This is a genomic window from Psychroserpens sp. NJDZ02 (genome assembly GCF_004843725.1).
In the GTDB taxonomy this organism is placed as follows: domain Bacteria; phylum Bacteroidota; class Bacteroidia; order Flavobacteriales; family Flavobacteriaceae; genus Olleya.
This window is the reverse complement of sequence record NZ_CP039451.1, coordinates 570,730-592,971: the sequence shown is the minus strand read 5'-3', so window position 1 is coordinate 592,971 and position 22,242 is coordinate 570,730. Positions and strand designations below refer to the sequence as shown.

Annotated in this window: 18 protein-coding genes and 1 pseudogene; 4 read left to right on the top strand and 15 right to left on the bottom strand. The window is 31.1% G+C overall.

Annotation, left to right across the window (positions count from 1 at the left end; translation table 11 throughout):
- Positions 1 to 552: 552 nt before the first annotated feature.
- Positions 553 to 1,236 (top strand): Lipl32 family lipoprotein, encoded by a 684-nt coding sequence (locus tag E9099_RS02695; protein ID WP_136582185.1) that lies wholly within the window; start codon positions 553 to 555, stop codon positions 1,234 to 1,236.
- A gap of 246 nt (positions 1,237 to 1,482) precedes the next feature.
- Here E9099_RS02695 and E9099_RS02690 read toward each other — a convergent pair whose 3' ends face one another.
- From E9099_RS02690 to E9099_RS02680, 3 genes are all read right to left on the bottom strand, one after another.
- Positions 1,483 to 2,817 (bottom strand): hypothetical protein, encoded by a 1,335-nt coding sequence (locus E9099_RS02690; RefSeq protein WP_136582184.1) that lies wholly within the window; start codon positions 2,815 to 2,817, stop codon positions 1,483 to 1,485.
- Positions 2,818 to 3,634: 817 nt separating this feature from the next.
- Positions 3,635 to 4,528, bottom strand: coding sequence for an energy transducer TonB (locus tag E9099_RS02685; RefSeq protein WP_136582183.1), 894 nt, complete (start codon positions 4,526 to 4,528; stop codon positions 3,635 to 3,637).
- Positions 4,529 to 5,015: 487 nt separating this feature from the next.
- On the bottom strand, positions 5,016 to 5,471 hold the full coding sequence (locus E9099_RS02680) for a hypothetical protein (protein ID WP_136582182.1): 456 nt from the start codon (positions 5,469 to 5,471) through the stop codon (positions 5,016 to 5,018).
- 575 nt (positions 5,472 to 6,046) lie between these two features.
- Between E9099_RS02680 and E9099_RS19745 the strand changes: the two genes are divergently transcribed.
- Positions 6,047 to 6,274, top strand: a complete 228-nt coding sequence (locus E9099_RS19745) for a glucuronate isomerase (RefSeq protein ID WP_136585120.1) — start codon at positions 6,047 to 6,049, stop codon at positions 6,272 to 6,274.
- A gap of 256 nt (positions 6,275 to 6,530) precedes the next feature.
- Here E9099_RS19745 and E9099_RS02670 read toward each other — a convergent pair whose 3' ends face one another.
- The 3 genes from E9099_RS02670 to E9099_RS02660 form a co-directional block, all read right to left on the bottom strand.
- Complete coding sequence (locus E9099_RS02670) at positions 6,531 to 7,895, bottom strand: spondin domain-containing protein (RefSeq protein WP_136582181.1); 1,365 nt, start codon at positions 7,893 to 7,895, stop codon at positions 6,531 to 6,533.
- A gap of 99 nt (positions 7,896 to 7,994) precedes the next feature.
- Positions 7,995 to 9,473, bottom strand: a complete 1,479-nt coding sequence (locus E9099_RS02665; protein ID WP_136582180.1) for a sensor histidine kinase — start codon at positions 9,471 to 9,473, stop codon at positions 7,995 to 7,997.
- A gap of 6 nt (positions 9,474 to 9,479) precedes the next feature.
- A complete protein-coding gene (locus E9099_RS02660; RefSeq protein WP_136582179.1) occupies positions 9,480 to 10,184 on the bottom strand; it encodes a response regulator transcription factor in 705 nt (234 codons plus the stop codon).
- 622 nt (positions 10,185 to 10,806) lie between these two features.
- Between E9099_RS02660 and E9099_RS02655 the strand changes: the two genes are divergently transcribed.
- Positions 10,807 to 11,082 (top strand): transposase, encoded by a 276-nt coding sequence (locus tag E9099_RS02655; protein WP_136585119.1) that lies wholly within the window; start codon positions 10,807 to 10,809, stop codon positions 11,080 to 11,082.
- Here E9099_RS02655 and E9099_RS02650 read toward each other — a convergent pair.
- From E9099_RS02650 to E9099_RS02615, 8 genes and pseudogenes are all read right to left on the bottom strand, one after another.
- The gene (locus E9099_RS02650; RefSeq protein WP_136582178.1) at positions 11,077 to 11,760 is read right to left on the bottom strand and encodes a hypothetical protein; all 684 of its coding nucleotides are present in this window, start codon (positions 11,758 to 11,760) and stop codon (positions 11,077 to 11,079) included. The genes E9099_RS02655 and E9099_RS02650 overlap by 6 nt on opposite strands.
- Before the next feature lie 314 nt (positions 11,761 to 12,074).
- Positions 12,075 to 12,533, bottom strand: a pseudogene (locus E9099_RS02645) (GNAT family N-acetyltransferase); the annotation flags it as partial.
- Between the two features lie 788 nt (positions 12,534 to 13,321).
- Positions 13,322 to 14,167 (bottom strand): hypothetical protein, encoded by an 846-nt coding sequence (locus tag E9099_RS02640; RefSeq protein WP_136582176.1) that lies wholly within the window; start codon positions 14,165 to 14,167, stop codon positions 13,322 to 13,324.
- Between the two features lie 292 nt (positions 14,168 to 14,459).
- On the bottom strand, positions 14,460 to 15,614 hold the full coding sequence (locus E9099_RS02635) for a T9SS type A sorting domain-containing protein (RefSeq protein WP_168800703.1): 1,155 nt from the start codon (positions 15,612 to 15,614) through the stop codon (positions 14,460 to 14,462).
- A gap of 117 nt (positions 15,615 to 15,731) precedes the next feature.
- The gene (locus E9099_RS02630; RefSeq protein ID WP_136582175.1) at positions 15,732 to 16,064 is read right to left on the bottom strand and encodes a hypothetical protein; all 333 of its coding nucleotides are present in this window, start codon (positions 16,062 to 16,064) and stop codon (positions 15,732 to 15,734) included.
- A gap of 1,299 nt (positions 16,065 to 17,363) precedes the next feature.
- On the bottom strand, positions 17,364 to 18,488 hold the full coding sequence (locus E9099_RS02625) for a BspA family leucine-rich repeat surface protein (protein ID WP_205961015.1): 1,125 nt from the start codon (positions 18,486 to 18,488) through the stop codon (positions 17,364 to 17,366).
- A gap of 431 nt (positions 18,489 to 18,919) precedes the next feature.
- Positions 18,920 to 19,615: a hypothetical protein gene (locus E9099_RS02620; RefSeq protein ID WP_136582173.1), complete on the bottom strand. Its 696-nt coding sequence runs from the start codon at positions 19,613 to 19,615 to the stop codon at positions 18,920 to 18,922.
- Between the two features lie 265 nt (positions 19,616 to 19,880).
- A complete protein-coding gene (locus tag E9099_RS02615) occupies positions 19,881 to 20,225 on the bottom strand; it encodes a 5-carboxymethyl-2-hydroxymuconate Delta-isomerase (RefSeq protein ID WP_136582172.1) in 345 nt (114 codons plus the stop codon).
- A 398-nt stretch (positions 20,226 to 20,623) separates the two neighbouring features.
- On the opposite strand from E9099_RS02615, the gene E9099_RS19740 reads away from it, so the two are divergent.
- Positions 20,624 to 20,836, top strand: coding sequence for a transposase (locus E9099_RS19740; protein WP_136585117.1), 213 nt, complete (start codon positions 20,624 to 20,626; stop codon positions 20,834 to 20,836).
- A 335-nt stretch (positions 20,837 to 21,171) separates the two neighbouring features.
- Here E9099_RS19740 and E9099_RS02605 read toward each other — a convergent pair whose 3' ends face one another.
- Positions 21,172 to 22,029, bottom strand: coding sequence for a hypothetical protein (locus E9099_RS02605; RefSeq protein ID WP_136582171.1), 858 nt, complete (start codon positions 22,027 to 22,029; stop codon positions 21,172 to 21,174).
- Positions 22,030 to 22,242 lie beyond the last annotated feature (213 nt).

Genomic DNA, 22,242 nt, shown 5'->3' with positions numbered 1-22,242 from the left:
GAGAGGTCAGTCGTTTTTTTAGCGTAAACCTTATAAAATGATTATCGTAAATATAGAGGTGTTTTTAATAGGAAAGTACTTAATACTTTCCGTTTTGATTGGTTTACAGGATTTACGAGATAAGTTCTTATTCACGGAAGGTATTGCCCAGATAGAAATTCATTTTTTTTTGTTTTTGACAGACATTAAATAAATACAATTTAATCCCTGTTTTCAGGGGGTTTGTTTTCACTAAATAAAGGGGGTGTTAAAAGTGATTGTTGTTATAAATTTGCATAGAGATCAGTAATTTTTATTTTAAAAAAATGAGGTGTTTCAATTGCAAAAAAGAAATTTCAATTTTTTTTGAAAAAAAAAGTTTTATTTAACGAATTGCGCTAATCTTATTGAGTATTATTGCAGTGCTATTTTTACTGTTATAAAATATCCCTTAAAGTATGACATCAGGAAATATGTAAAGAGATAGTCCGTGACGCTAACTCTTGATGTAGCTGTCACTTTTATATTTAAAAAAACGAATGTTAATTAATAAACTAAATCAATTAAACCAAAATGAAAATTAAATTATTAGTATTATCATCAGTATTTGCTTTGTGTTGTGTATTTAACGCAGAAGCTCAAAAATTAAAAAAGTTTGGAAGTTCTATTGAAAAGAAAATTGGACCAAAAACAATTAAAGTACCTTACACAGACGTTATATCTTATTTAGGATATGCTTCTGCAGGAAATGAAGATGAAGTAGTAGATGGTAAAAAATTCTATTACATTTACTTATGGGTACCTGCTGTTGCTCCAGAATTAGGAGTAAGAATGGTTTCTCCAGTTGGTAAAACAAAAGTAAAAAATGCTATAGAGTCTGCAGATTATACTGCAAATAAAGGTTCTGAAGATTTTTTTGATACTTACATTACTTTAGAACGTTCTACTATTTTCAAAAAAGAAGATATTTCTGAAGAAGCAGCTAAAAGCGCAACATGGACTAAATTAGCTAGCAATGACGATAGTAGTGAAATGCCTAAGCAACCAAGTGGAAACAAATACAACTCTTTATTAAGATATGAGAGTGAAGTAGGTAATCCTACAAAAGCTTTAACTGCTGGTTTATACCGTATTGGTTTTACAACTTACAAAACAGGAGAAGTTAAAGGAACATTTTTAGCAGAAGTTGCAGCTCCAGTAAAATTACCAGGTGTTGTAATGGCTAAAACTATTACTGAACTTTTAACAGGACTATAATATAAAACGGACATTCGTTTTTTTTACTAAACACCTCTTTATGCAAATAAAGAGGTGTTTTTTATTAGGGCCTATGTTGTTGTGATTTACTAACCTCTGCGTATATTCCTGTGCTCTATTACTTGTAGCAATAAAGATTAAAGGGCAAATGTAATTAAGTGTGCACGGTGGCATGAGAGGTGTGCTCCGGTTATTTTAGCAGTAACTGTCAACGCGATTAGCTGTAGTTTATTATAGTGTAATTGTTTAAAGTTCTTGTAGTTGCATTTTATAGTGTATTTTTTCAATTTTCAGAAAAATCGTGGTGTTATCTATCCAAAAATAACTTTCAATATAATCTAACGCTATGATACTTGACATGTTAAGCATATATTCTGGTTCATCATTTATAATGTTTTTTTCTAAAAAATGAACATTTGCTTGTCCACTATAATATCCATTAAATCGAAACGTGTTTTGTGGAGATGGCGTGTAGTATTCGGGGTTTCCTATTCGGTTAATATCATCTTCTCCATTTTTTAAGTTTATTAAATAATCTGAAGAATGGCCACATTCTAACAACAAATAGTGGTGCTCTGGATAATAAGCAGTTACTCCACATTCATCAAGATCAGCGCTTATTTGTTTGCCGTTATCCGCTAGTATATTTTTTATGTTGTAATAGCCATCTTCATGAGTGTCTCCAATCAATTGATTTTTTAAAATTGCTTCAATTTCTTTAATGTCCGATACTTTTTTGGAACTAGGTTTGTCTTTCTTATTTCGTTCTGCCGTAATAAAATCTTCTTTTGAGACTTCATCAATAATCACATTATAATCGTTAGTAATGATTTCAATGTGTCTTTTTGCAAAAGCGCCAAAAACATATCCTAGTTGTTGTAATGAATCTTTTGTTGCAATTTTTAACCAGAAATTTTTTAGATATTTCCCGTTATCAAATACTGATGTGGAATCTATATTTTCAGTGATGGACAAGTAATCAAAAACTTTTAAATTAGCTGCTTTTTCGACTAAAGCACTTTGAGTTGTAGGTTTATTACGTATTCTAATTCCTGATGGTGTTTTTATAACTACTTGATCTTTTATAGGTTTAAAACCTTTATTTGTAATTGAGTATTTTTTCACTGTATACTCTGGATTATTATATATGTTTTGAGTATTGATGGTTATAATATTATAGTCGATCCAAGAGTTTACACCATAAAACCCTTCGGCATTATCATAAGATGTCTCATCGATTCTATCTATGATGTTTAGTGATTTGTCTAGCAGAATAGCAAAATGAATATCTTCAGTTTCCCAATATTCAGAGAAGAAAAGCATAATTAAGTTATTTATTTCATACTTACCTGTAATGTAATATTCGCTATGTTTTAAGGGTTTTAGTTTTAATTTTTTTAAAATATTAGTTTCGTTTTGTATAGAAAAGCCTTGTTTTTTTCCTGCACTATCATAATAACTAAAAGGGGAATAATAGCCTGTAGAAAAAGGTGTTTCATTAATTATCTGTTTTAAAGTTTTTTGCGCTAAAATAGATTGAAATTGAAATAGTACTAATAGCAATAAAATGTTTTTTTGCATGAGTAAGTTGTTTTGTGTCTGACTTTGTTTTTTGGACGTTTTTAAATGTCTTGTTCAGAATATACCATATTACGTGTTTTATAATCTAAAGGTATTCAAAAGGCAATAGACTTCCATTTAAGCGTATAAAAATTAAGGTAGTCTTTAATTTATTTATAATATTCTGAGATAGCACAAAGGTGACTGGTGTTATAAAGTGCTTTCTGTGTATGCGTTATTTATAAATTTAAGTACTGACTTAATAGTTTTAGTTTCTCCTTTTTTTTCGCAATTCCCTTGTTTGTGGATGAAAATTTCGGAGGGACTTGTTTTATTTTTACCATTTATATTATAATGTTCGCTCGTTATATTATCGAAAATTATAAGTGTTTTTTTTGGTAGTAAATCCGCCTGTACAATCTGTATCTTATGCTCCCGAATTTCCATTTATTTCAAAACTTTTTAATACTCGATCTAATTTGTCTTCCTGTTTTATAAATTACGAGATGCTTTCTGTTATGTATGGATTTGGTTTAGAAATTCCAAGATGTCTTACTTTTAGTGCAAATGTTCGGTTCCCTTTTTGAATACTATAAGGTACTGTATCAATTGATATTTTAACCAGTCGTAAAGCATCATAAGTATTTTTCTAATGTTTTTTTTAATTAAAAGCCACTTCATAATTCATTTTAGAACTATCAAAGGCTTTTTCATTTTTACGACAAAACTCAGTAAAATGCACCCAACAGGTATTGTTGAATTCCAAGATTTTATTATAACTTTTTTAAGGGAGCATTTTTTAGGTTTATACGATGACCTTTTGTCTGTAGCATGGTTTTTAATTAATTTTAAACGTAATGGGTAGACTATAAGGCACGCTAACTGGCTTTCCTTTATGCTTAGCAGGAGTCATACGGGGTAGTTTTGCAATAATTCTTCGTCCTTCCAATTCAAGCAAAGGGTGCGGTCCTCTGGTTGTGATATTTTTTATATAACCATCCTTTTCAATGTTAAACATAATGGTTATTCTACCATCTATTCCTAATTCTTCAGTTTCTTCAGGTAAACTAAAGTTCTTCCTGATGTGTCTGCTCATCTTATTATCAAAACAGGACCTCTGCCTGTTTTTCTCTACTTCTTCACACCCAGGAAATATGGGTCTATCTTCAATGATCTCAAATCCAGTAATATCGTTGGTTTCTTTTTCCTCTGTTTTTTTTAAATTTTCTTTGTTTACGATAATGTCTATTACTCTTAGTCTAATATCTTCTCCTGGGCTAAATTTGGCATAAAGTACATAACCAGTACTAACAGATGTATCCTTTAGTTGAACCACCTTTAGTGAAGGTGTTTTTTTTAGGACCAGATCTATTTTTTCTTCAATAAATTTACTATCAGGTGTATTAAAAATCTCCTTGGATTCTAGCTTTCCTTTAGTATCTGTAAAGAATTTAAAATAGACCTTTCCATCAAAATTTTGTGAGATGGAATCTTTAGGCATTTTTAAATTTTTATTAAAAAACTTTTGTAATTTGTCTGTAAAACAAGCTCTTTTTTCCGCTGTGTTAGTTGAGGTGCATTCACTAAAATTGGCATAATCACTAGCAACTTCAAAGGGATTATAAGACGTAATTTCCCTGCCGTCAGTTTCTTGGTTTTGAGCATTTAATGAAAACGCAAAGACCAAAATGGTAAAGGCGGTAAGTAAAGTTGTTTTTGATTCAAATGTCATAGTGATTTTTTAGTGTTTGTTTGTTTGTTTGTTTGTTTGTTTGTTTGTTGGTCTTTAGGTATATGCCTTGGTAGTTTATTATTCAGAAACGAAATAATCAAAGTTTGACTAGCTTTGATAAGGGACTAATTTAGTGATTTTTTTAAACAATGTTACTTAAAGTGACTTTGTCAACTTTCAATTCTAGTTTGTTTTGCTATTTTCTATAATTCAGATTTTTAGTAAAATTAATGTTTTATAATTCTGAAAGACTTTTATCGCGCTAAAACACTCGGACCTTTTTGTTAACAACAACTCGCACTATTTTTTATATGTTTTGTGAGAGTCGTGCAGTGGTATTTTATTATTTTTAGTTTGTAGATTAGTATATATAATTTATGCAAGATTATTTTTAAAGAAATAAATCCTGAAAGTAGTTGTGATATCGTTTTTCTATTTAGCAGAAAAGCAATTTATAAAAAGTGTAAACTTTTACAAAAGCTGAAAATTATAGAAAAACTGTAAGTTTAAGGCGGTGGTTACTTACATTTTTTAAATTATTTTTATGTGGAGAAAAACCATATCCATAACTAATCGTTGCCTTGTTTATAATGCCAATTCCAATTTCAGGCAACCCACGAATAGTCACATTACCATTTTGAAAATAGCTTATTACCGAAAATCTAGTTGTAATAATTAAAAGGCTTACTTCAACTCCAACTTTAGGGGCATAAGTGTCTATAAAGTCTGTTTCAAAACCGGCAAAAACACCTGTAAAGACAATATCAATATCTGAAGAATTTCCACTATAATCAGAACCACCAGTGTCACTATTCCCTACATTTAATGTTAAGTCAGCAAAAAGTCTGTCTTGCAATATCACACTAAGAGAAGGATGAACTTCTTGTGATAGACAAGAGGGGATATTCATAAAAAAAAGAATCGTAAAAAAAATATATTTCATTTTTATTTAATTATTACCAACGTTGTTCTTTACTTTATGCTCATTAGTAAAGTAGCTATTAATTTTACTAGGAAACAAGAGGAGAACTAGAATGGTATTTATAATATAATTTCCATTCTACATATCAGTCATCTAAGGTTTGTAGCATTGTTTAAGTAGTGAAAATAGTAAATAAAACACGAACGACGAAATTCCGTAAGAATTTCCTAAATGAGCCAACATTAGCAATAAAATTTATGCGGTTTGTGCGCCCAGCATAAGCCTCTTTTAATTAATCTAAAAGGTAAGTGATTAATATAGAAGATGTAAGTTCTTTGTGCGAAGGAGTAATAATAGAGACGAAAGGACCAACGTCGTTGCGTGCGTGCGTTGGAGTGGGACGTATTCTGGCTATTATAGTTTAGGTTATTTGCACTACTGGTAACCCAACAGATAGTTTGGAACATCATAGAACAATTGCAAAAAAAAAGGATTCTTCACCAAAGTTCGGCCCACATTTAGATCCGATAATTTAATTTTAAGTCTATAATTATGTCAATTATATTGAAAAATAAGCTTTTGAAGTTTGATTTTCAATTTCAAACTTATCAGAATTATTAGAGGCTATTCAAAATAGAGTTGACTTTTTAAATCACTTAGGTTGTCGACTTTCAGATTACGGATTAGAGCAGATTTATTCTTTTGATTTTACTAAAGAAACGGTAGATATTATCTTTCAACAACGTTTATCTCAAACAGAAATCACTGAAGAAGAGGCTAATGTTTTTTCTTCTTGTATTTTATTTGAATTATTCCAAAAGTAAGCGCCGTAAGGCTATCTAATTTTATACCAGAATACCATGTGTTGGGGATTACTTATTTCTTTTAAAACAAACAACAATTTATTGTTTAAGAAAGAGACGTTGGTGTTTAAATTATAATACTTTCAGATTTTTACTACCACTTTTTTCATAAAAATGACGTTGCATCATTTAACCACATATAAGAATCCTAAGGCACAAAAAAAATCCGCGTTTCTCCATTAGGTGAAACGCGGATTATATAAAATAATTTGTAATCTTAATTTGCAGTAATTGTAATTTTTAAAACCGTATTCACACTTGGATAATCAAAGCCATCAGTAATATTAGATAATAATTGAACCTGTCCTGTTTCATCCATTCCAGTATCTGCAGCTAGTTGATTAGTCACCGTATTTGGACCAATTGCAGGCTGTTCGTTAACCTCTGTTCCGGCATCCCATAAGTAAACCTCATTTGTAATATCTCCACTTAAAGGTGTTCCGTCTGCACTGAATAATTCAATTCCAGTATCTTCAGTAGCAAATAAAACATCGTTTGTAGCAGCCAACATACTTGCAAATGATAAGCTGTTTCCTTCTTCTGTTGTAAAACTAAAAGTATAAGTGCTTCCTGGTAGTAAAGGCCCTGGTGCACTACCACCAACAACTGTATTAAAAACATTACCAGAAATTTGACCTTCTAACAGACTTAGATTGTCAACTAAAATAGCTGGGTTTCCATCTTCAGCAATATGCTCTAAACCTAAGCCGTAATCTGCGCTTCCTGAGGTGAATAATGGCATAGTACCACCTTCGTGAACCACAAATATCCCTGGAGACGATGGGAAGGTAACTCCTGTGTTATCAGCAGTGTATTCGCCAAGAGGTGCGGCATTTCCATCTTCAGAAATAGCTTCTACACCTTGACCGTAATCAGATTCACCTTCTGTAAATAAAGGATTTGTACCACCATGAACAACATAAACACCAGGAGATAAAGGAGCAGCAGACATACCTGCGCTAGTATTTAAACTAGCTGTTGCTAAGTCTTCAATAGAAATCGTAAATAGTGTACCTTCTATATGTGTGATGCTTACTGAAATTAATTCGTTTACTTCTGGAAAATCAAACATAAAACCATTGGTTACGTCTGCAATTTTTAACACGTTTCCATTTTCTACTTCTCCCGTATCTGGACCAGATTGCATACCTACTGTATTAGGACCAACTGCTGGTTCTTCGTTAACTTCTGTTCCGGCATCCCATAAATAAACTTGATCGGTAACATCTCCAGAAATAGGAGCTCCATTATCATCGTAAAATGCAATTCCATTACCATCAGGAGCAAAAAACAAATCGTTGGTTGCAGCTAACATAGTTGCAAAAGATAATTTTTGACTTCTACCAGCATTAACAGTAAACTCGTAACGTTTTCCTGGAGTTGCTGGGCCAGGGTTTGCATCTCCTACAGGAGTATTAAATATTCCAGAATCTATAAAACTATAGGCACTACCAATATTTTCAATACTTACTGTAAAATTAGTAGTTTCGGTTGGAGCTACTGTAGTGTTGTCATCGTCATTATTGCAACTTGCAAAAAGTGTAACAACGGATAAAAGTGTAATAAATTTAAAATTCTTCATTTGTAAATATGTTAATGATTATATATCTACAAATATCTTCCAAGAGTATCACCAAATTATAACAACGATATAACCATAGTATAAATTATTATATAAAATTTATAACGATGGCGTTCTTTTTAGCACTGGCAGGTTGAAATAAAACTCGGTACCCTGGTTTAAAATGCTATTCACTTTTATGGTTGAATTATGGAGGTCCATAATCTTTTTAACAATGGCCAAACCAAGTCCACTACCTTTTGCAGCATCGGAATAAAATTTGCCTTTACGGTAACGTTCAAAAATATAAGGTAACTCTTGAGACTCTATACCTCTTCCCGTATCGGACACCTTTACCATCACCTGATCATTTGCTGTGTAAAGCTCTAAGGTAACGACATCACCTTGCTCGCAATGTTTAATGGCATTGTCTATGATGTTCTGTAATGCACGATCGATTAAGGCGATATCTGCATATACGAAGGGTAAATCTTTCGAATACACCGTATTAATACTTACGCCTTTATCTTTAGCAATAATGCGGTATTTATCGGCGATATCTTGAATAATTTCTGCCATTTGTAAGGCTTCTGGTTGCACGGCTTTTTGGTTAGCTTCCAAAACACTTAATTCAAACAAATCATTAACCAATTTTTTAAGACGTTCCGAGTTTTTAAGCACTATTTCCATGTAACGATTCTTTTCCTTTTCATCTAAAGCATCACCTTTAATCATAATAGTTTCTACAAAACCTTGAATAGAAGCAATAGGTGTTCTTAAGTCGTGCGAAATATTTGCGATAAGTTCTTTTCGTAAGTTGTCGACACTTTGTAAATCTTGAATATTACTTTGGATGGTATCAGCCATGTCATTATAAGTATTGGCCAATAAACCCATTTCGCCATGCTGTACACCTGCCACACGGGCATCGTGATTACCATTTTTAAAAGACGTAAACGCCGCAATAATTTTATTAAAATTTCTTGTGATAATATAAATGGAAAGCAACGCCACCAATAATGCTGCAAATAGTGCATATAAGATATTACGCATGCTTAGTTTACGAATATAGCTGGCCTCATGTTTTTTAATCAGCGAATCATAATCATTACCACCTACTATAGTATAAATGTAGCCTACTTTTTCGTTATTATAAAGGTAGGGTGCTGCTGAAAATATTTTTTTAGTCCCTGGTAATTTTGGGTCATCTCCTTTAATAAATACTTCACCATCTTGGGCAATAAATTCTGTTATAGGTTTTAAATCGATGCGCTTTGCTTTCACCTCTTTATTCATCGCTACATGTTTAAGGATATTTCCTTCTAAGTCTAACAAGTAAACTTCCGTCGCAGGATTTGTAGCCATAACATGATGCATTAGACTACTCATTTTAGAACCGACTACCGAATCACCATCGTAAAGCCCTTGAATTTCTTCAACAATATATCCTGCTACATTTCTATTTAAGCCTTGTGTAATTTCGTCGTGATAATCTTCTGAAAGTTGGGTGGATGTCCTGGTAATTAAAAAGGCAAGTACTACAAATAATAGGGTGAGTACACCTGCAATTTTATAAAATAAAGTGTTTTTTGTTTTCATAATGTCTTAGTATTCAGAAAATCGGTACCCAACTCCCCAAGTGGTAAGTATATATTCTGGATTTCCAGGATCTTGTTCTATTTTTGCTCGCAAACGGTTAATATGAGAATTTACGGTATGTTCATAACCTTCAAACTCATACCCCCAAATAAGGTGTAACAATTGTGCACGACTATAAGTTTTCCCCACATTATTAGCTAATAAACACAGTAATTCAAATTCCTTTGGGGTAAGATTAAGACGCTCTCCAAGTAATTCTACTTTTCGCATTTCTTGATTTACCACAAGATCTTTACGAGTTAATAGAGGTAAATTTTCTTCTTCTGAAGTAGTAGTTTTAGTATCTAAGGTTTGGCGCCTAATTATAGCTTTTACACGAGCTTGCAATTCGCGAACGCTAAACGGTTTTGTCATATAATCGTCTGCACCTGTTTCAAGGCCTAAAATCTTATCAATTTCATCACTTTTACTGGTAAGCATGAGTATTGGAGTATTAATATTAGATGCTCTTAACTCTCTGCAAATGTCTAAGCCTTTTTTACCAGGTAACATTACATCTAAAATAATTAGGTCATAAGCATTTGTAGAAGCTTCTATAAAACCTTCACTACCATTATAACAACTTTTTAAACTTGTTTGATCGTCTTCAAGGTTTATAGTAACCAATTCGGCGATATGAACGTCGTCTTCGACAACTAAAATTTGAACCATTTCAATATATTTTGTGGGCAATCTAATCTTAAAGTATCAAGAAAGTATCCCGATATTATGTTATTAAAAAAATAACATGTGCTTCGATTACAGGTTAATACTTAAAATAGACGAAAGAAGTTGAAGATGCTTTCAAATTTAAAAAAGTAAATCTCTTGAAAACCCAAGTAAAGGTTGCTGGTAAATAAAAATGGATCTTTTTATATCTAGTATCGGAGTTACTAGATTTTGACTATGTTAAAAAATAAACCCTTGAAAACAACTAGTGCTTACAAGGATTTTTTTTTTGTGGTCCCACATGGACTCGAACCATGGAACATCTGATTATGAGATAGACTAGCAGTCTTTTTATATCGTTTCATTTAATTGAAAACTCATTGTTTATTAATAATTTATGTGTTTTTAAAAATATTTTTGTTTCATCAAATGTTAGCATTTGTACCTGTTGTAGAACGTGTTGTTAAAAATATATAAGTTTCGTATATTTAGTAATGCAAGGCACAAAATAGATGAAGAGAAATTATTCAACAATGTCCAGTTGAGTCGTCAGGTTCCTCAAGACAATTTTTATAGATGATTATCTTCTGTTTTAGATTTAGAATTTCTACGAAATCAAACAAAAATCTATTACGAAAATTGTGGACAAAAAAGTTTAGATTCCGTAGTGTTTTTCAAATTCTGTTTAGTTGGTTATTTAGAGAATATCACTAGTGATAGAAAACTGGTATCACATTGTAGTCTTCGACTGGATATTCTTTATTTTCTTGGCTATGATATCGATGAAGAATTACCATGGCATTCCACGTTAAGTAGAACACATAAACTGTATCCTGAGTCGGTTTTTGTGCTTTTTTTAAGATTGCTCCAACAGTTACTGTTGTGGCCAATCATTTTATAATAATAAGTTCCAATCTAGATCCCAATATCCAGAAATCTTCGAAAAATCTCTTTTTAATTTATTTGATTCACTTCTCTTTATTAAGAAAAAATTTGAATAATAATAAGATTCAATATCATTTTCTGTTTGAATAACCAAAGTAATTAGTACAATAATATCTTTATTCGACCATTTATATATCTCAGATTCATTTGCTTTAAATACGGTAGGACTGCCGTATTCTGTCTCTAATACTGTTATCAAATCCTTAAAATTCTTTTTATCATCCTTGTATGAAAATGACTCTGCTCTCAAGGATTGAAATTCATTGTCATTATTGGAAATCATATTCAATTGTTCAAATTTTATATTTCCAAAAGTTGCTAATGTGTCTTTGGTTTGCATTCCTTGCATTTCATAAATCAATAAATATTCACTATCCTTAATATGTAAAGTGTCTATACCCTCAACACCTTTATAATTTTTTAATAATTCATTTGAATACGCTTCGTCTGTTTTGCCTTGATCGTATAATTCTAAAGACTTATTGTATGTTTCTATTTGTTCTTTATAAAAGTAATGTACATCGATATTTAAAGGGAATTTCTTTAAGTCTATCTTAGTTTTACCTAATTCTATGTTTTGAGCACAAGAAAATAGAAAAGTAAAAAATGTAAATAATAATGATACTCTTTTCATTTTTTTTTAATTGGTGGTAACGTTGTTCTTTACGTAGAAGATTAATTGCATGATTTAAGTAGTGAATTTAGTAAATAAAACACGAACCAAGAACATCCGCTAAGATTTTTGTAAGTGAGCCAAAATCAGCAATAATATTTACGCGGTTTGTGCGCCCAGTATAGGCCTTTTTTAATTAACCTAAAGGTAAGTGGTTAATGTAGAGGATGTAAGTTCTTAATGCGAAGGAGTAATAATAGAGATGAAAGGAGCAACGTCGTTGCGTGCGTGCGGTGCTGTAAGAGGCGCATTCCGACCATTTTAGTCAGAGTCGTTTACTCGATGAGCAACTGGCTTTTTTCCATTTCGATTGTTTCCCATTCTACATTTCCGACTTTGACATATTTTATTGGTTTGTCAGTTTTAGAAAATCCAACTTTTTCGTAACATTTTATAGCTCCAATATTCCAAGAATAAACATTTAGTATAATTCTTTCCTTTTTTAGATTGTTAAATGCATATTCGGTCAGTTTATTAATTAATACCGTTCCGATTCCTTTTCCACGCATTGATTTTTCTCCGATTAAAATCCGAGCTAATTTCGCGCTATTTTCCTCTGGAATGCTTATTTCCGCAATTCCGACTGTTTCATTATTCTCGTTTTCTATTTTAAATACAGTTCGGTTCGAGTCAGATAAATACAATTCGACTTGTTTTTGGTCAATTGGAAAAGTGAAAACCTGTCCAGCAAATTGGATTAATTCGGATTCACTTGAAATCCATTTTCTGAGATATTTCCAATCATTTTATTTTAAATGACTTTAATTCTATCACGATTGTTTTTTTAGCTTATTGCCAATGTGCTTGTGTATGATTAGTGGCATGATTTAGTAACTAATTTAGCAAATAAAAATTGAATAGAAAATCCGCGAAGGTTTTCGTAAGCAAGCTCGAATTAGCCATTAATTATACAAGTTGTGTGTGCCCAGCATGGGCATCTTTTATTTACGGAAAGGTATATAATTAATCTAGAGGATGCAAGTTTCTTATGCGAAGGAGTAAGGCTTCATCTACGATCAGGACAGGCTTATTGAAGTATTAGTAAGTCGCAAGGGTGAAAACGGTGAGGTTTTATCTGAAGGCTATTTGTGATTGATTAATGAGCAAATACCACTACAAAAGGCGGTACTGATATTTCGGCTACGCTCAGCATAAATTAAACAGAAAGCGTAAACGGAGGGGTAATTACTTTAACAAGTAAGTAGTTAAGCTATTTTATTTGTAGAGACTAGACAAACTTATGCTTAGAGTAGAGCCAGAATGGGAGGTTGGGCAGTAGCTCAAAGTTTTATTTTAAAGACTATTATCACAACTTCTAGGCTTAAGCGAAAAGTGTATAAACCGTTGTTATATTATAGTAATATACGTAAACTTCAATTTGGTGAACCGCCGTATACGTTCCTGAGTTGTAATACTAGTCGCAATAGAGACGAAAGGACCAACATAGTTACTTACGTACGGTTTTGTGAGAGGTACACTCCGACTATTTTAGTCGGAGCCGTCTACTCGATTGTAGCCAGTTTTATTGCAGCGTATTACTTTTATGGAGTATAACTCTTTTTTCAATAAAATTGAATCCAACTATCTTCGTGTAAAAATGCTTTTCTGCTGAGAAAGTTTTTAATTTCATTATATAATTAGGCTCGTTAAGTTTTTTTGAAGGTATCGGGATTACTTTTCTTACTGTACCAAAACCCTTCATAGAATCAGTTTTAATTTCATTATTTAAGAACAACGTAATTCCCTGTTCATCAAACAAATCAAAATATGAAACAATTGCAATAGTATCTGATTTGTGTAAAGTATAACCGAAATAATCTATTTCTTTATCCAATAAATTAAATTTGCTAAGTATTTTCTTTTTGTACTTAGAATCATTAGTAGTCATATTTTTCGACCTTTCACAGAATTTCGAATCTGTGCTTCTTTCCGATATTATGATTTGATTTTCTAATCCTTTATTACCTGTAAAAGAAGCCACATAGCTTTGGTGATTTGAATAATCATATAATTCAAAACTTTTAAAATCAATTGAGTCGACAACTTCTTGATTACTATTGAGAACGAATAGTTTTTTTAATGACTGTGAATTTATTTTTAAATATTGTTCAACAATACTATCTTCTATTCTTATTCTAAATTCATTTTTACTAACAAAAACCGTATCATTAGTAATAGATCCTGCAAATTTTCCATAATCTTCAAACATCATTGCGCCAGTATCTAGATTAATAAAATATTCGTCGCTATCAATAAATTTTTTTGCTATATCAACAAATAAGATAGAATCATTAATTGTGTTTTGGTTTTCCTGACTTTGACAAGAATTAACTAACAATATTATTAATATTAAGAAAAAATTTTTCATTCCAGTTTTTTTTTTTTTTAATGTCTTAAGTGTATGTATCTATCCGCAACAGCCTATAATGTTTAAAAGTATTTAAAATATATGAAAAACGGGCCAGAAAGTATGGCGGGAGTACTCGCTTTTATTAAAAGCACAAAAAACTACCTATTATGCGTTCAAATACGATCTTTTAAGTCACTTACATTTTAGAGGCAATATGGCGTATTAAAATTAAAAACAGCTTAAAATCAAAGATTTTAAGCTGTTTTTGTGCTTTTTTAAGGGGCTGTAAAGGTTAGCGGTGTTACAAAAGTTATTTTTTTAATAGTTTTCTGTTCGTTATACTACCATTCTTACCAAGAATATTAATGATATAACTTCCTGAAGTTAAGTTCTCTATATTTATACTATTATTTGTGAATATATTTTCTTCTAAAACTAACTTTCCATTTAAATCATAGATTTTAATATTAGAAATATCATTTGGTTCATTAAAGTAAATAGACCCTAATGTTGGGTTTGGGTAGAATTGTATTTCTTCAATATCATTTAATGAATTTATGCTCAAACTATTAGTGTTAAATTTCCATAATTGAAAATCTTTAGAGTAATATAATTCATTATTGTAAACAATTTTTTGTCCAAATGCTTGATGATTTATATTGTCTAATGCTTCAATAGGATTTAGAGAGGAAGATGTAATGTCTAGTATCCAGCCTTTTTTTTCCCCTAAGGTATCTTTAGGGGAACTAATAAAGAACATATTTCCACTTAGATGGTCTATAGACAAGGTTGTATAAGTTCCGATAAAAGAACTTGGTTCTTGAGGGTTTTGGTCTATTTCAATAACTTCTGAAACCAAATTAGTAGTATTATTTAAGTAGAAAAGTGAAGTGCCGTTGTTAGAATTAATAGATGAAAAAATTAAATTATCATCTACTGTTTTTAAATACGAAGGGTAGAAATATTGATTATTGGTTACGGTGTAAATCTCTGAAGTACCAGTAGATGTGACATCAGATTTATAAATGGATAATTTTTTTAAATCTTTAGAGAAAAACGAAAAATACATATTACCATTTAACTCAATTGAATCGGAAAAACTTACTAGGCTATTCTGAGCATTCCATACACTTGAAATAGTGTTAGTTCCACTAGTAGTTCCATCAGTTTCATGCAAAGAATAGCGAGTTATAAAGTACATCTTGTTGTTGAATTTTATATATTGACTAAACTCAGATGTTCCACCTCCAGACCCATTACCATATAATTCTCCCGTTAGAGCATAGGTTCCAGCATTAGTACCGTCGCTTCTCCATACTCTGGAGTAATTAGTGGAGGGGTCTTGAATAGTAAAAATAAAAATATTATTCACACTTCCTTGAAATGTAGGTGAATTTAATAAAGCGATGTTATCTTTAACTAATACTGTTCCACTAGATGTACCGTCAGATTTCCATATTTCCATATTAAAATTTTCAGTTTTTACAATAAAATACATTTGACTGCCAACAGTTGTTAATCCAAATAATCGTCCGCTGTAGTTTGTTACTAAAGAAGAACCTAGCTCAGTGCCATCGGTTTTTCAAATTTCACCACCAGAATAACTATAGTCATCATTTGCATTAAAGTACAATTCATTATTAAGTATCGTAGAATAAAAGGTGACCAATCCGCTAGTTTCACCAGGTTCAAGATCTAGAACTAAATTAGTGTTTGAGGATATACCATTACTAGACCATAGTTCTCTGCCAGAACCATCATTTACAGCTGAAAAGAAAATCTTGCCATTAAATTCTTGAAGTTCACTCGGATGAGAATTTCGAACATTATTGTAAGTGAAATTCGAAACCTGTATTTGAGCATTTACATTAAAGTAGATTGTTAATAAGGCTAAAAAAAGTAATTGTTTTTTCATATCGTTGATTTTAATTTTTGCTAACGTTGTTCTTTACTTTATACTCATTATAAAAGGAGTTATTACGAATAAGCTTTTTTGAGTGGTTTAAGCAATGAATTTAGTAAATAAAACACGAACGGTAAAATTCCGGAGGAATTTCCTAAGAGAGCTTAAACCAGCAATTATTTTTACACGTTGTGTGTGCCCAGCATGGGCATCTTTTATTTACGGAAAGGTAAATAATTAATCTTGAGGATGCAAGTTCCTTATGCGCAGGAGTAAGGCTTCATCTACGCTCGGATAGGCTTATTGAAGTATTAGTAAGTTGCAAGGGTGAAAACGGTGAGGTTTTGTCTGAAGGCTATTTGTGATTGATTAATGAGTAAATACCACTACAGAAGACGGTACTGATATTTCGGCTATGCTCAGCGTAAACTAAACAGAAAGCGTAAACGGAGGGGTAATTACTTTAACAAGTAAGTAGTTAAGCTATTTTATTTGTAGAGACAGGACGAACTTATGCTTAGAGTAGAACCAGAATGGGAGGTTGGGTAGTAGCTCAAAGTCCTATTTTAAAGACTACTATCACAACTTCTAGGCTTAAACGAAAAGGGTATAAACCTTTGTTAGATTATAGTAATATACGCAAACTTCAATTTGGTGAACCGCCGTATACGTTCCTGAGTTGTATTGCTAGTAGCAATAGAGACGAAAGGACCAACGTAGTTACGTACGTACGGTGGTGTGAGAGGCGCACTCCGACTATTTTAGTCGGAGCCGTCTACTCGATTGTAGCCAGTTTTATTGCAGCGTATTACTTTTATGGAGTATAACTCTTTTTTCAATAAAATTGAATCCAACTATCTTCGTGTAAAAATGCTTTTCTGCTGAGAAAGTTTTTAATTTCATTATATAATTAGGCTCGTTAAGTTTTTTTGAAGGTATCGGGATTACTTTTCTTACTGTACCAAAACCCTTCATAGAATCAGTTTTAATTTCATTATTTAAGAACAACGTAATTCACTGTTCATCAAATAAATCAAAATATGAAACAATTGCAATAGTATCTGATTTGTGTAAAGTATAACCGAAATAATCTATTTCTTTATCCAATAAATTAAATTTGCTAAGTATTTTCTTTTTGTACTTAGAATCATTAGTAGTCATATTTTTCGACCTTTCACAGAATTTCGAATCTGTGCTTCTTTCCGATATTATGATTTGATTTTTCTTTCCATTTAGTTTTATAGCGTTAATTTCTTGAATTCAGATTTGTATGCTCAAATTACACACAACGTTTAGGTGTTGTTGTGTGTATTATTCTTCTTGGTCAAGAAACAAGTTAATTAAACTCATTTTGTTCCAACTCCTAAGTGTTTTTGTTATATTTTCCTCGGTCATACTTGTTTGAGTAAATATTCCCCTTTTAGTGTCATCATACAAGGTTTCGGAAATCTCACAATCTTCGCTAATTTCCCATTCAGTCAAAGATTGGTTAAATGACTTAGCTTGATAAAAAGTTGTTTTAATGTTTGTTACTTTTGATACATCCCACTTATCTAATGGTTGATTGAATGAGTCAGCTCCCCAAAAAGTACTGATTATTGCCGAACCACTAATCGATGACATATCCCAGTTATTGAGTGGTTGGTTAAAACTATCTGCATTCATGAACATATTAACCATATCAGCAACGCTGGATACGTCCCATTTTTCGAGTGGTTGGTTAAATGAACTTGCTCCATCAAACATCCCACCCATTCTTGTGACATTTGAGACATTCCAATTTTCGATTGGGTGATTGAACTTATAGGCATGATTAAACATTCCAGACATTTTGAAAACACTGCTAACATCCCATTTATCTAGTGGTTGATTGAATATTTTAGCGTATCCGAACATTGAATGAGTATTCTGAAGATTTCTGACATCCCATGAATTTAGTGACTGATTAAATTTCCATGCATCATAAAACATATAACTCATATCTTTAACATTGTTCATATCCCAATTATCTAGTGAACTATTGAAGTTTCGAGCATTACAAAAAGCTTGTCGAAAAGTAGATACTTGCGATAGGTCGGGAGTGTCTTTAGCAACAATTTCTATGCTACAGCATTTATAAAAGAATGAATCAAACGATTTCCAAATTGTATTACCCCATTGTTCTACAGAAATAAATTTATAGTCTTTCTTACCGTATTTTGGTATTGTATCTATTGTATATGTTTCAAAATTCATTGTAGCAATATCTCCAGATACTATTAATTGATATATTCCAGCCTTCGGGAAAGTTATTAATGTATTGTCGTCACATTCTTTAACTTTTCCTTTATTTTCTTTATTTCCAACTTCATACCATTCTATAGCATATTTTCCTCTTAATGGAACAATGATTTCAGTGCTGTCACCGTAGCCTTTATTTCTTGTATCCCAAGTCATAATAAAGGCATCTTTCAAATTGTCTTTTGAATTACAAGAAGTTAACATGAAGAATGAAAGAAGAAGCAATAAGTATCTCATTTTTTTATATTTATGTCTTGTCCTGAAATATGGCTACAGGTTAAAATTGAATTAAGCTGATAATTTATATACCATATTAGGTGTTTTATAATCTAAAGATAAATGTAATCTAGCTTGGTTGTATAAATTAATTGCATTTTTTACAGCTCTCTTTTGCGTGTGCTACACTATCAAAGGTTTGATCTAAGTAGAACTCATCTTTTAATATTTGAGTGTATACATTGCTACAATATTGTATTGCTATTAGCAATGGAGACGAAAGGACCAACGCAGTTACGCACGTACGTTGGTGTGAGAGGCGCACTCCGACTATTTTAGTCGGAGCCATCTACTCGATTAGTTAGCGTATTTTATTCTTTTTCTATGAAGTTGTCATATTCATTGGTTGTCATAGTTGTCGATTGATATGGTGTTATTTCTTCAATGTCCTTTTCGTTATATTCTTCAAACATTTTATCTATTAAATCTACTTTTATTGCATTCAGTTTTTGTTCTGTGAAATAATAGAGTTTCCTTTTGTCTGCAATAATAATTAAATTGCTTCTCTGTTTTTTAGAATAGTAATTAACGTATTGGGATGATTGTTCAACAAGTTCAAATGTACCATTATCTAATATGTCATTTTCAATTCCGCAACCGTGCTCTTTTAGATTAAAATCAATTTTTTTTGGAAATTCAATTGGCTTTTTTACAAGAATATTAAATTTAATATCAGTAGAGTAGCAGTCAGGTGCTCCGCAATCAAATCCATGAAGATTAAAAGGAAGTTCAAACTTAATTTCATTACCTTCTTGATTTACAAGTCCTCTAATATATAATTCTTGTAAAATACTTGATTTTAAATTATTGTTCGTTTTAGATTTTAAAAGTTGTTTTCGCAAAGAATCTTGAATTTCTTCAAAAGTCAATTTCAGATTAATCAATTCGTTAATCTCTTTAATTTTTTTTTCAGGTATGATTTTAGTCGGTTCATTAATTTTTGCCTTTTTTTCTTTAGAAGAACAAGAGATAATTAATAGACTAAAAAGAAAAAGTGTAAGTTTCATAGTTCTGTTTTCGATGGTTTTGTCATATGCTACCTAACGTTAATTGTATGGAATCGTAGCGTGTAAAAAGATACTACATTTCAGATTTAACACCGAGCCAAATTTTTATATTTTGATTTATTTTTTCAGTTTTAAAACCAAATTTAAAAATTTGGCGGTCTTTATAAATAAGCACAAATCTTTCGGTTTAGCACTTATTATCTATGTTTTATACACAGTGTTACCCAACGTTATTTTATTCAACGTATAATTTGTTTATTCAGTCTCACACCATTGATTTATTGCAATACGTTGCTTTTTCAAAATCTCTAATATTTATTGAAATAAGTGGAACATCAGGGAACATTAATTTCAATTCAGTAATAATTATTTCCGATAGATTCTTTTTTTGAGAAACAGTTCGTCCTTCCATAATATTCGCGAAAATGTGAATAAAATCATCTTTAGTATTTCCGATATTATAATATTCAAAAGGATTGATTCTTACTTTGATATCTCCTTTGTCAAAAAGGTCAGTCGATTCAGCGGTATCATATACTTTTTGAATAATTTCTTTCGGTGATTTTATTTTTATGATATTTTTAGAACAATCAATTACAAAATGTGGCATAAATTATTTTATTTCAGGCTTTTCTTAATGTTGGTTACGTTGAGTATAAGAAACGTAGGGCAAGTGATGAGCACTTTCGTTTCGGTTTATTACTTAGCTAAATATAAATATTTTGCTTTTATTCTATAAATACCAAATTTTATATTTAGCGAACTTTGTAAATATTCACGAACCTTTCGGTTTAGCACAAACGCCCTATGTTTTTTATACATTGTGCCTGTTGCACAACGTGTAGTTAAAGATATAGAAATTTCGTAGATTTAGTTATGCAAGGCACAAAAATATATCAAGAGAAATTATTCAACAATTTCCAGTTGAGTCGTCGGGTTCCCCAAGACAATTTTTATAGATGATTATCAGAAATTTTAGACTTAGAATTTCTACGGAATTAAACAAAAATCTATTACGGAAACTGTGGACAGAAAAGTTTAGATCCCGTAGTGTTTTTCAAATGCTGTTTAGTTGGTTATTTAGAGAATATCACCAGCGATAGAAAACTATTATCGTATCGCAATATAGTTTACGATTACCGCGCAGAATACCTACGGAATATAACACGAGTTGATAGTAAAAAAGAAAGCTATATGAAAGGAAAACGAAAAAGCAGATAGCCTCCGTATTTGGTACACTAACCTAGTTTTTAGGTATAGAAGAAGTAAATAGCCTTGAAATTAAACAAGCTAATAAGTGTATGCAGCTATCCGCAACAGCCTATAATCTTAAAAAGTATTTAAAATATATGAAAAACGAACCAGAAAGTATAGCGGGACTACTTGCTTTTATTAAAAGTACCAAAAACTACCTAATAAGCGTTCGAATGCTATGTTTTAAACCACTTACATTTTACAGAAAATTGGCGTATTAAAATTAAAAAGAGCTTAAAATCAGAGGTTTTAAGCTCTTTTTGTGTTTTTTTTAAGGGGTTGTGCAACGGTTACCGGTGTTACTACCAGTTTTTATAAGTCGTTTTATATTCATTCAATATGTCAAATGGAATATCATACATACTTAGGTTTATTTGTTTTTGCGCGTTTTCATCTATAGTGTAAACTTTTATTTGATTTTGTTCAGTTTTGTGATTTCCCACAAACATTTCTATATTTTCAATTGAATCTGTAAGTTCTTCTTTTTGTAATGAATAAATATATTTTTGCAATTCCATTATATGGTTAGATATTTCTCTAATTAATGGTATTAAGTCTAATTCTCCTTTTTGGTTTTGTAATTCATTATGAATTTTTGCTCCAAATAATTTCTTTTCCGTAAGCAACTTTTCAATATTCAAAACAAGTTTTGCGGAATGCTCGCTTTTTTCAGGTGAATGACTATTATAATCAATGTGAAACAAAACCACTTCAAGAGGAAATCCTAGATGGACAGAATAATTTCTTAATTTATTTAAAAAGCGATAAGCAAATGATGTGTCAAAAAGATTATTAGTGAGTAAAATAAAATCTTTAGCTTCTTTAGAATCCTTTCCGTATTTACGTTTTAAAAAGACTTCTGCATTATCAATAAATAACTTGAATGACATTAAGGTATTTAGAATCAATTTGTTTGCATTCATAACGAAATGAATATTTGTAGATATTCCAAAATTCATTTTAGTAGCAGGAACTTTTGTCCAATCATCAATAAAATTATAGTAATCTTTTAGGTTAAGTTGAAGATTTTTGAAAACCATAAATTGCGTATAGTTCTTTTTTAAAACAGAACAATCTAATTTTAGTGAATCAAAATTATTTTGACTTATTGTTTTAAAAGGAACTAAATCATTATTTTTAAATGTAGCTATTCTTATCACTAGGATTTTTTCAAATTGGTGCTAACCGATTTAGCTATGAACAGTACGGGAGCAGACTAGCGTTTGCTTTCCGCCAGGAACAAAGCGAAATCTTTTGGTTTTGTTTTTTCTTTTTTGTGTCAAAGCGAAATCCCAAAGATTTCGCGACATTATAAATATACACAGACTTTAGCGTTTAAGCCCGAAGTCCGTATTGTTTATAGGTTTTGTTGT

Bases quoted from the DNA above. Each gene is read 5' to 3' on its own strand.
- E9099_RS02650 (WP_136582178.1), bottom strand. From the start codon at position 11,760: ATGAAAAGAGTATCATTATTATTTACATTTTTTACTTTTCTATTTTCT.
- E9099_RS02660 (WP_136582179.1), bottom strand. From the start codon at position 10,184: ATGGTTCAAATTTTAGTTGTCGAAGACGACGTTCATATCGCCGAATTG.
- E9099_RS02685 (WP_136582183.1), bottom strand. From the start codon at position 4,528: ATGACATTTGAATCAAAAACAACTTTACTTACCGCCTTTACCATTTTG.
- E9099_RS02695 (WP_136582185.1), top strand. From the start codon at position 553: ATGAAAATTAAATTATTAGTATTATCATCAGTATTTGCTTTGTGTTGT.
- E9099_RS02625 (WP_205961015.1), bottom strand. From the start codon at position 18,488: ATGACTTGGGATACAAGAAATAAAGGCTACGGTGACAGCACTGAAATC.
- E9099_RS02690 (WP_136582184.1), bottom strand. From the start codon at position 2,817: ATGCAAAAAAACATTTTATTGCTATTAGTACTATTTCAATTTCAATCT.
- E9099_RS02680 (WP_136582182.1), bottom strand. From the start codon at position 5,471: ATGAAATATATTTTTTTTACGATTCTTTTTTTTATGAATATCCCCTCT.
- E9099_RS02630 (WP_136582175.1), bottom strand. From the start codon at position 16,064: ATGAAAAAACAATTACTTTTTTTAGCCTTATTAACAATCTACTTTAAT.
- E9099_RS02635 (WP_168800703.1), bottom strand. From the start codon at position 15,614: ATGGAAATATGGAAATCTGACGGTACATCTAGTGGAACAGTATTAGTT.
- E9099_RS02665 (WP_136582180.1), bottom strand. From the start codon at position 9,473: ATGAAAACAAAAAACACTTTATTTTATAAAATTGCAGGTGTACTCACC.
- E9099_RS02670 (WP_136582181.1), bottom strand. From the start codon at position 7,895: ATGAAGAATTTTAAATTTATTACACTTTTATCCGTTGTTACACTTTTT.
- E9099_RS02620 (WP_136582173.1), bottom strand. From the start codon at position 19,615: ATGAAACTTACACTTTTTCTTTTTAGTCTATTAATTATCTCTTGTTCT.
- E9099_RS02640 (WP_136582176.1), bottom strand. From the start codon at position 14,167: ATGAAAAATTTTTTCTTAATATTAATAATATTGTTAGTTAATTCTTGT.
- E9099_RS02615 (WP_136582172.1), bottom strand. From the start codon at position 20,225: ATGCCACATTTTGTAATTGATTGTTCTAAAAATATCATAAAAATAAAA.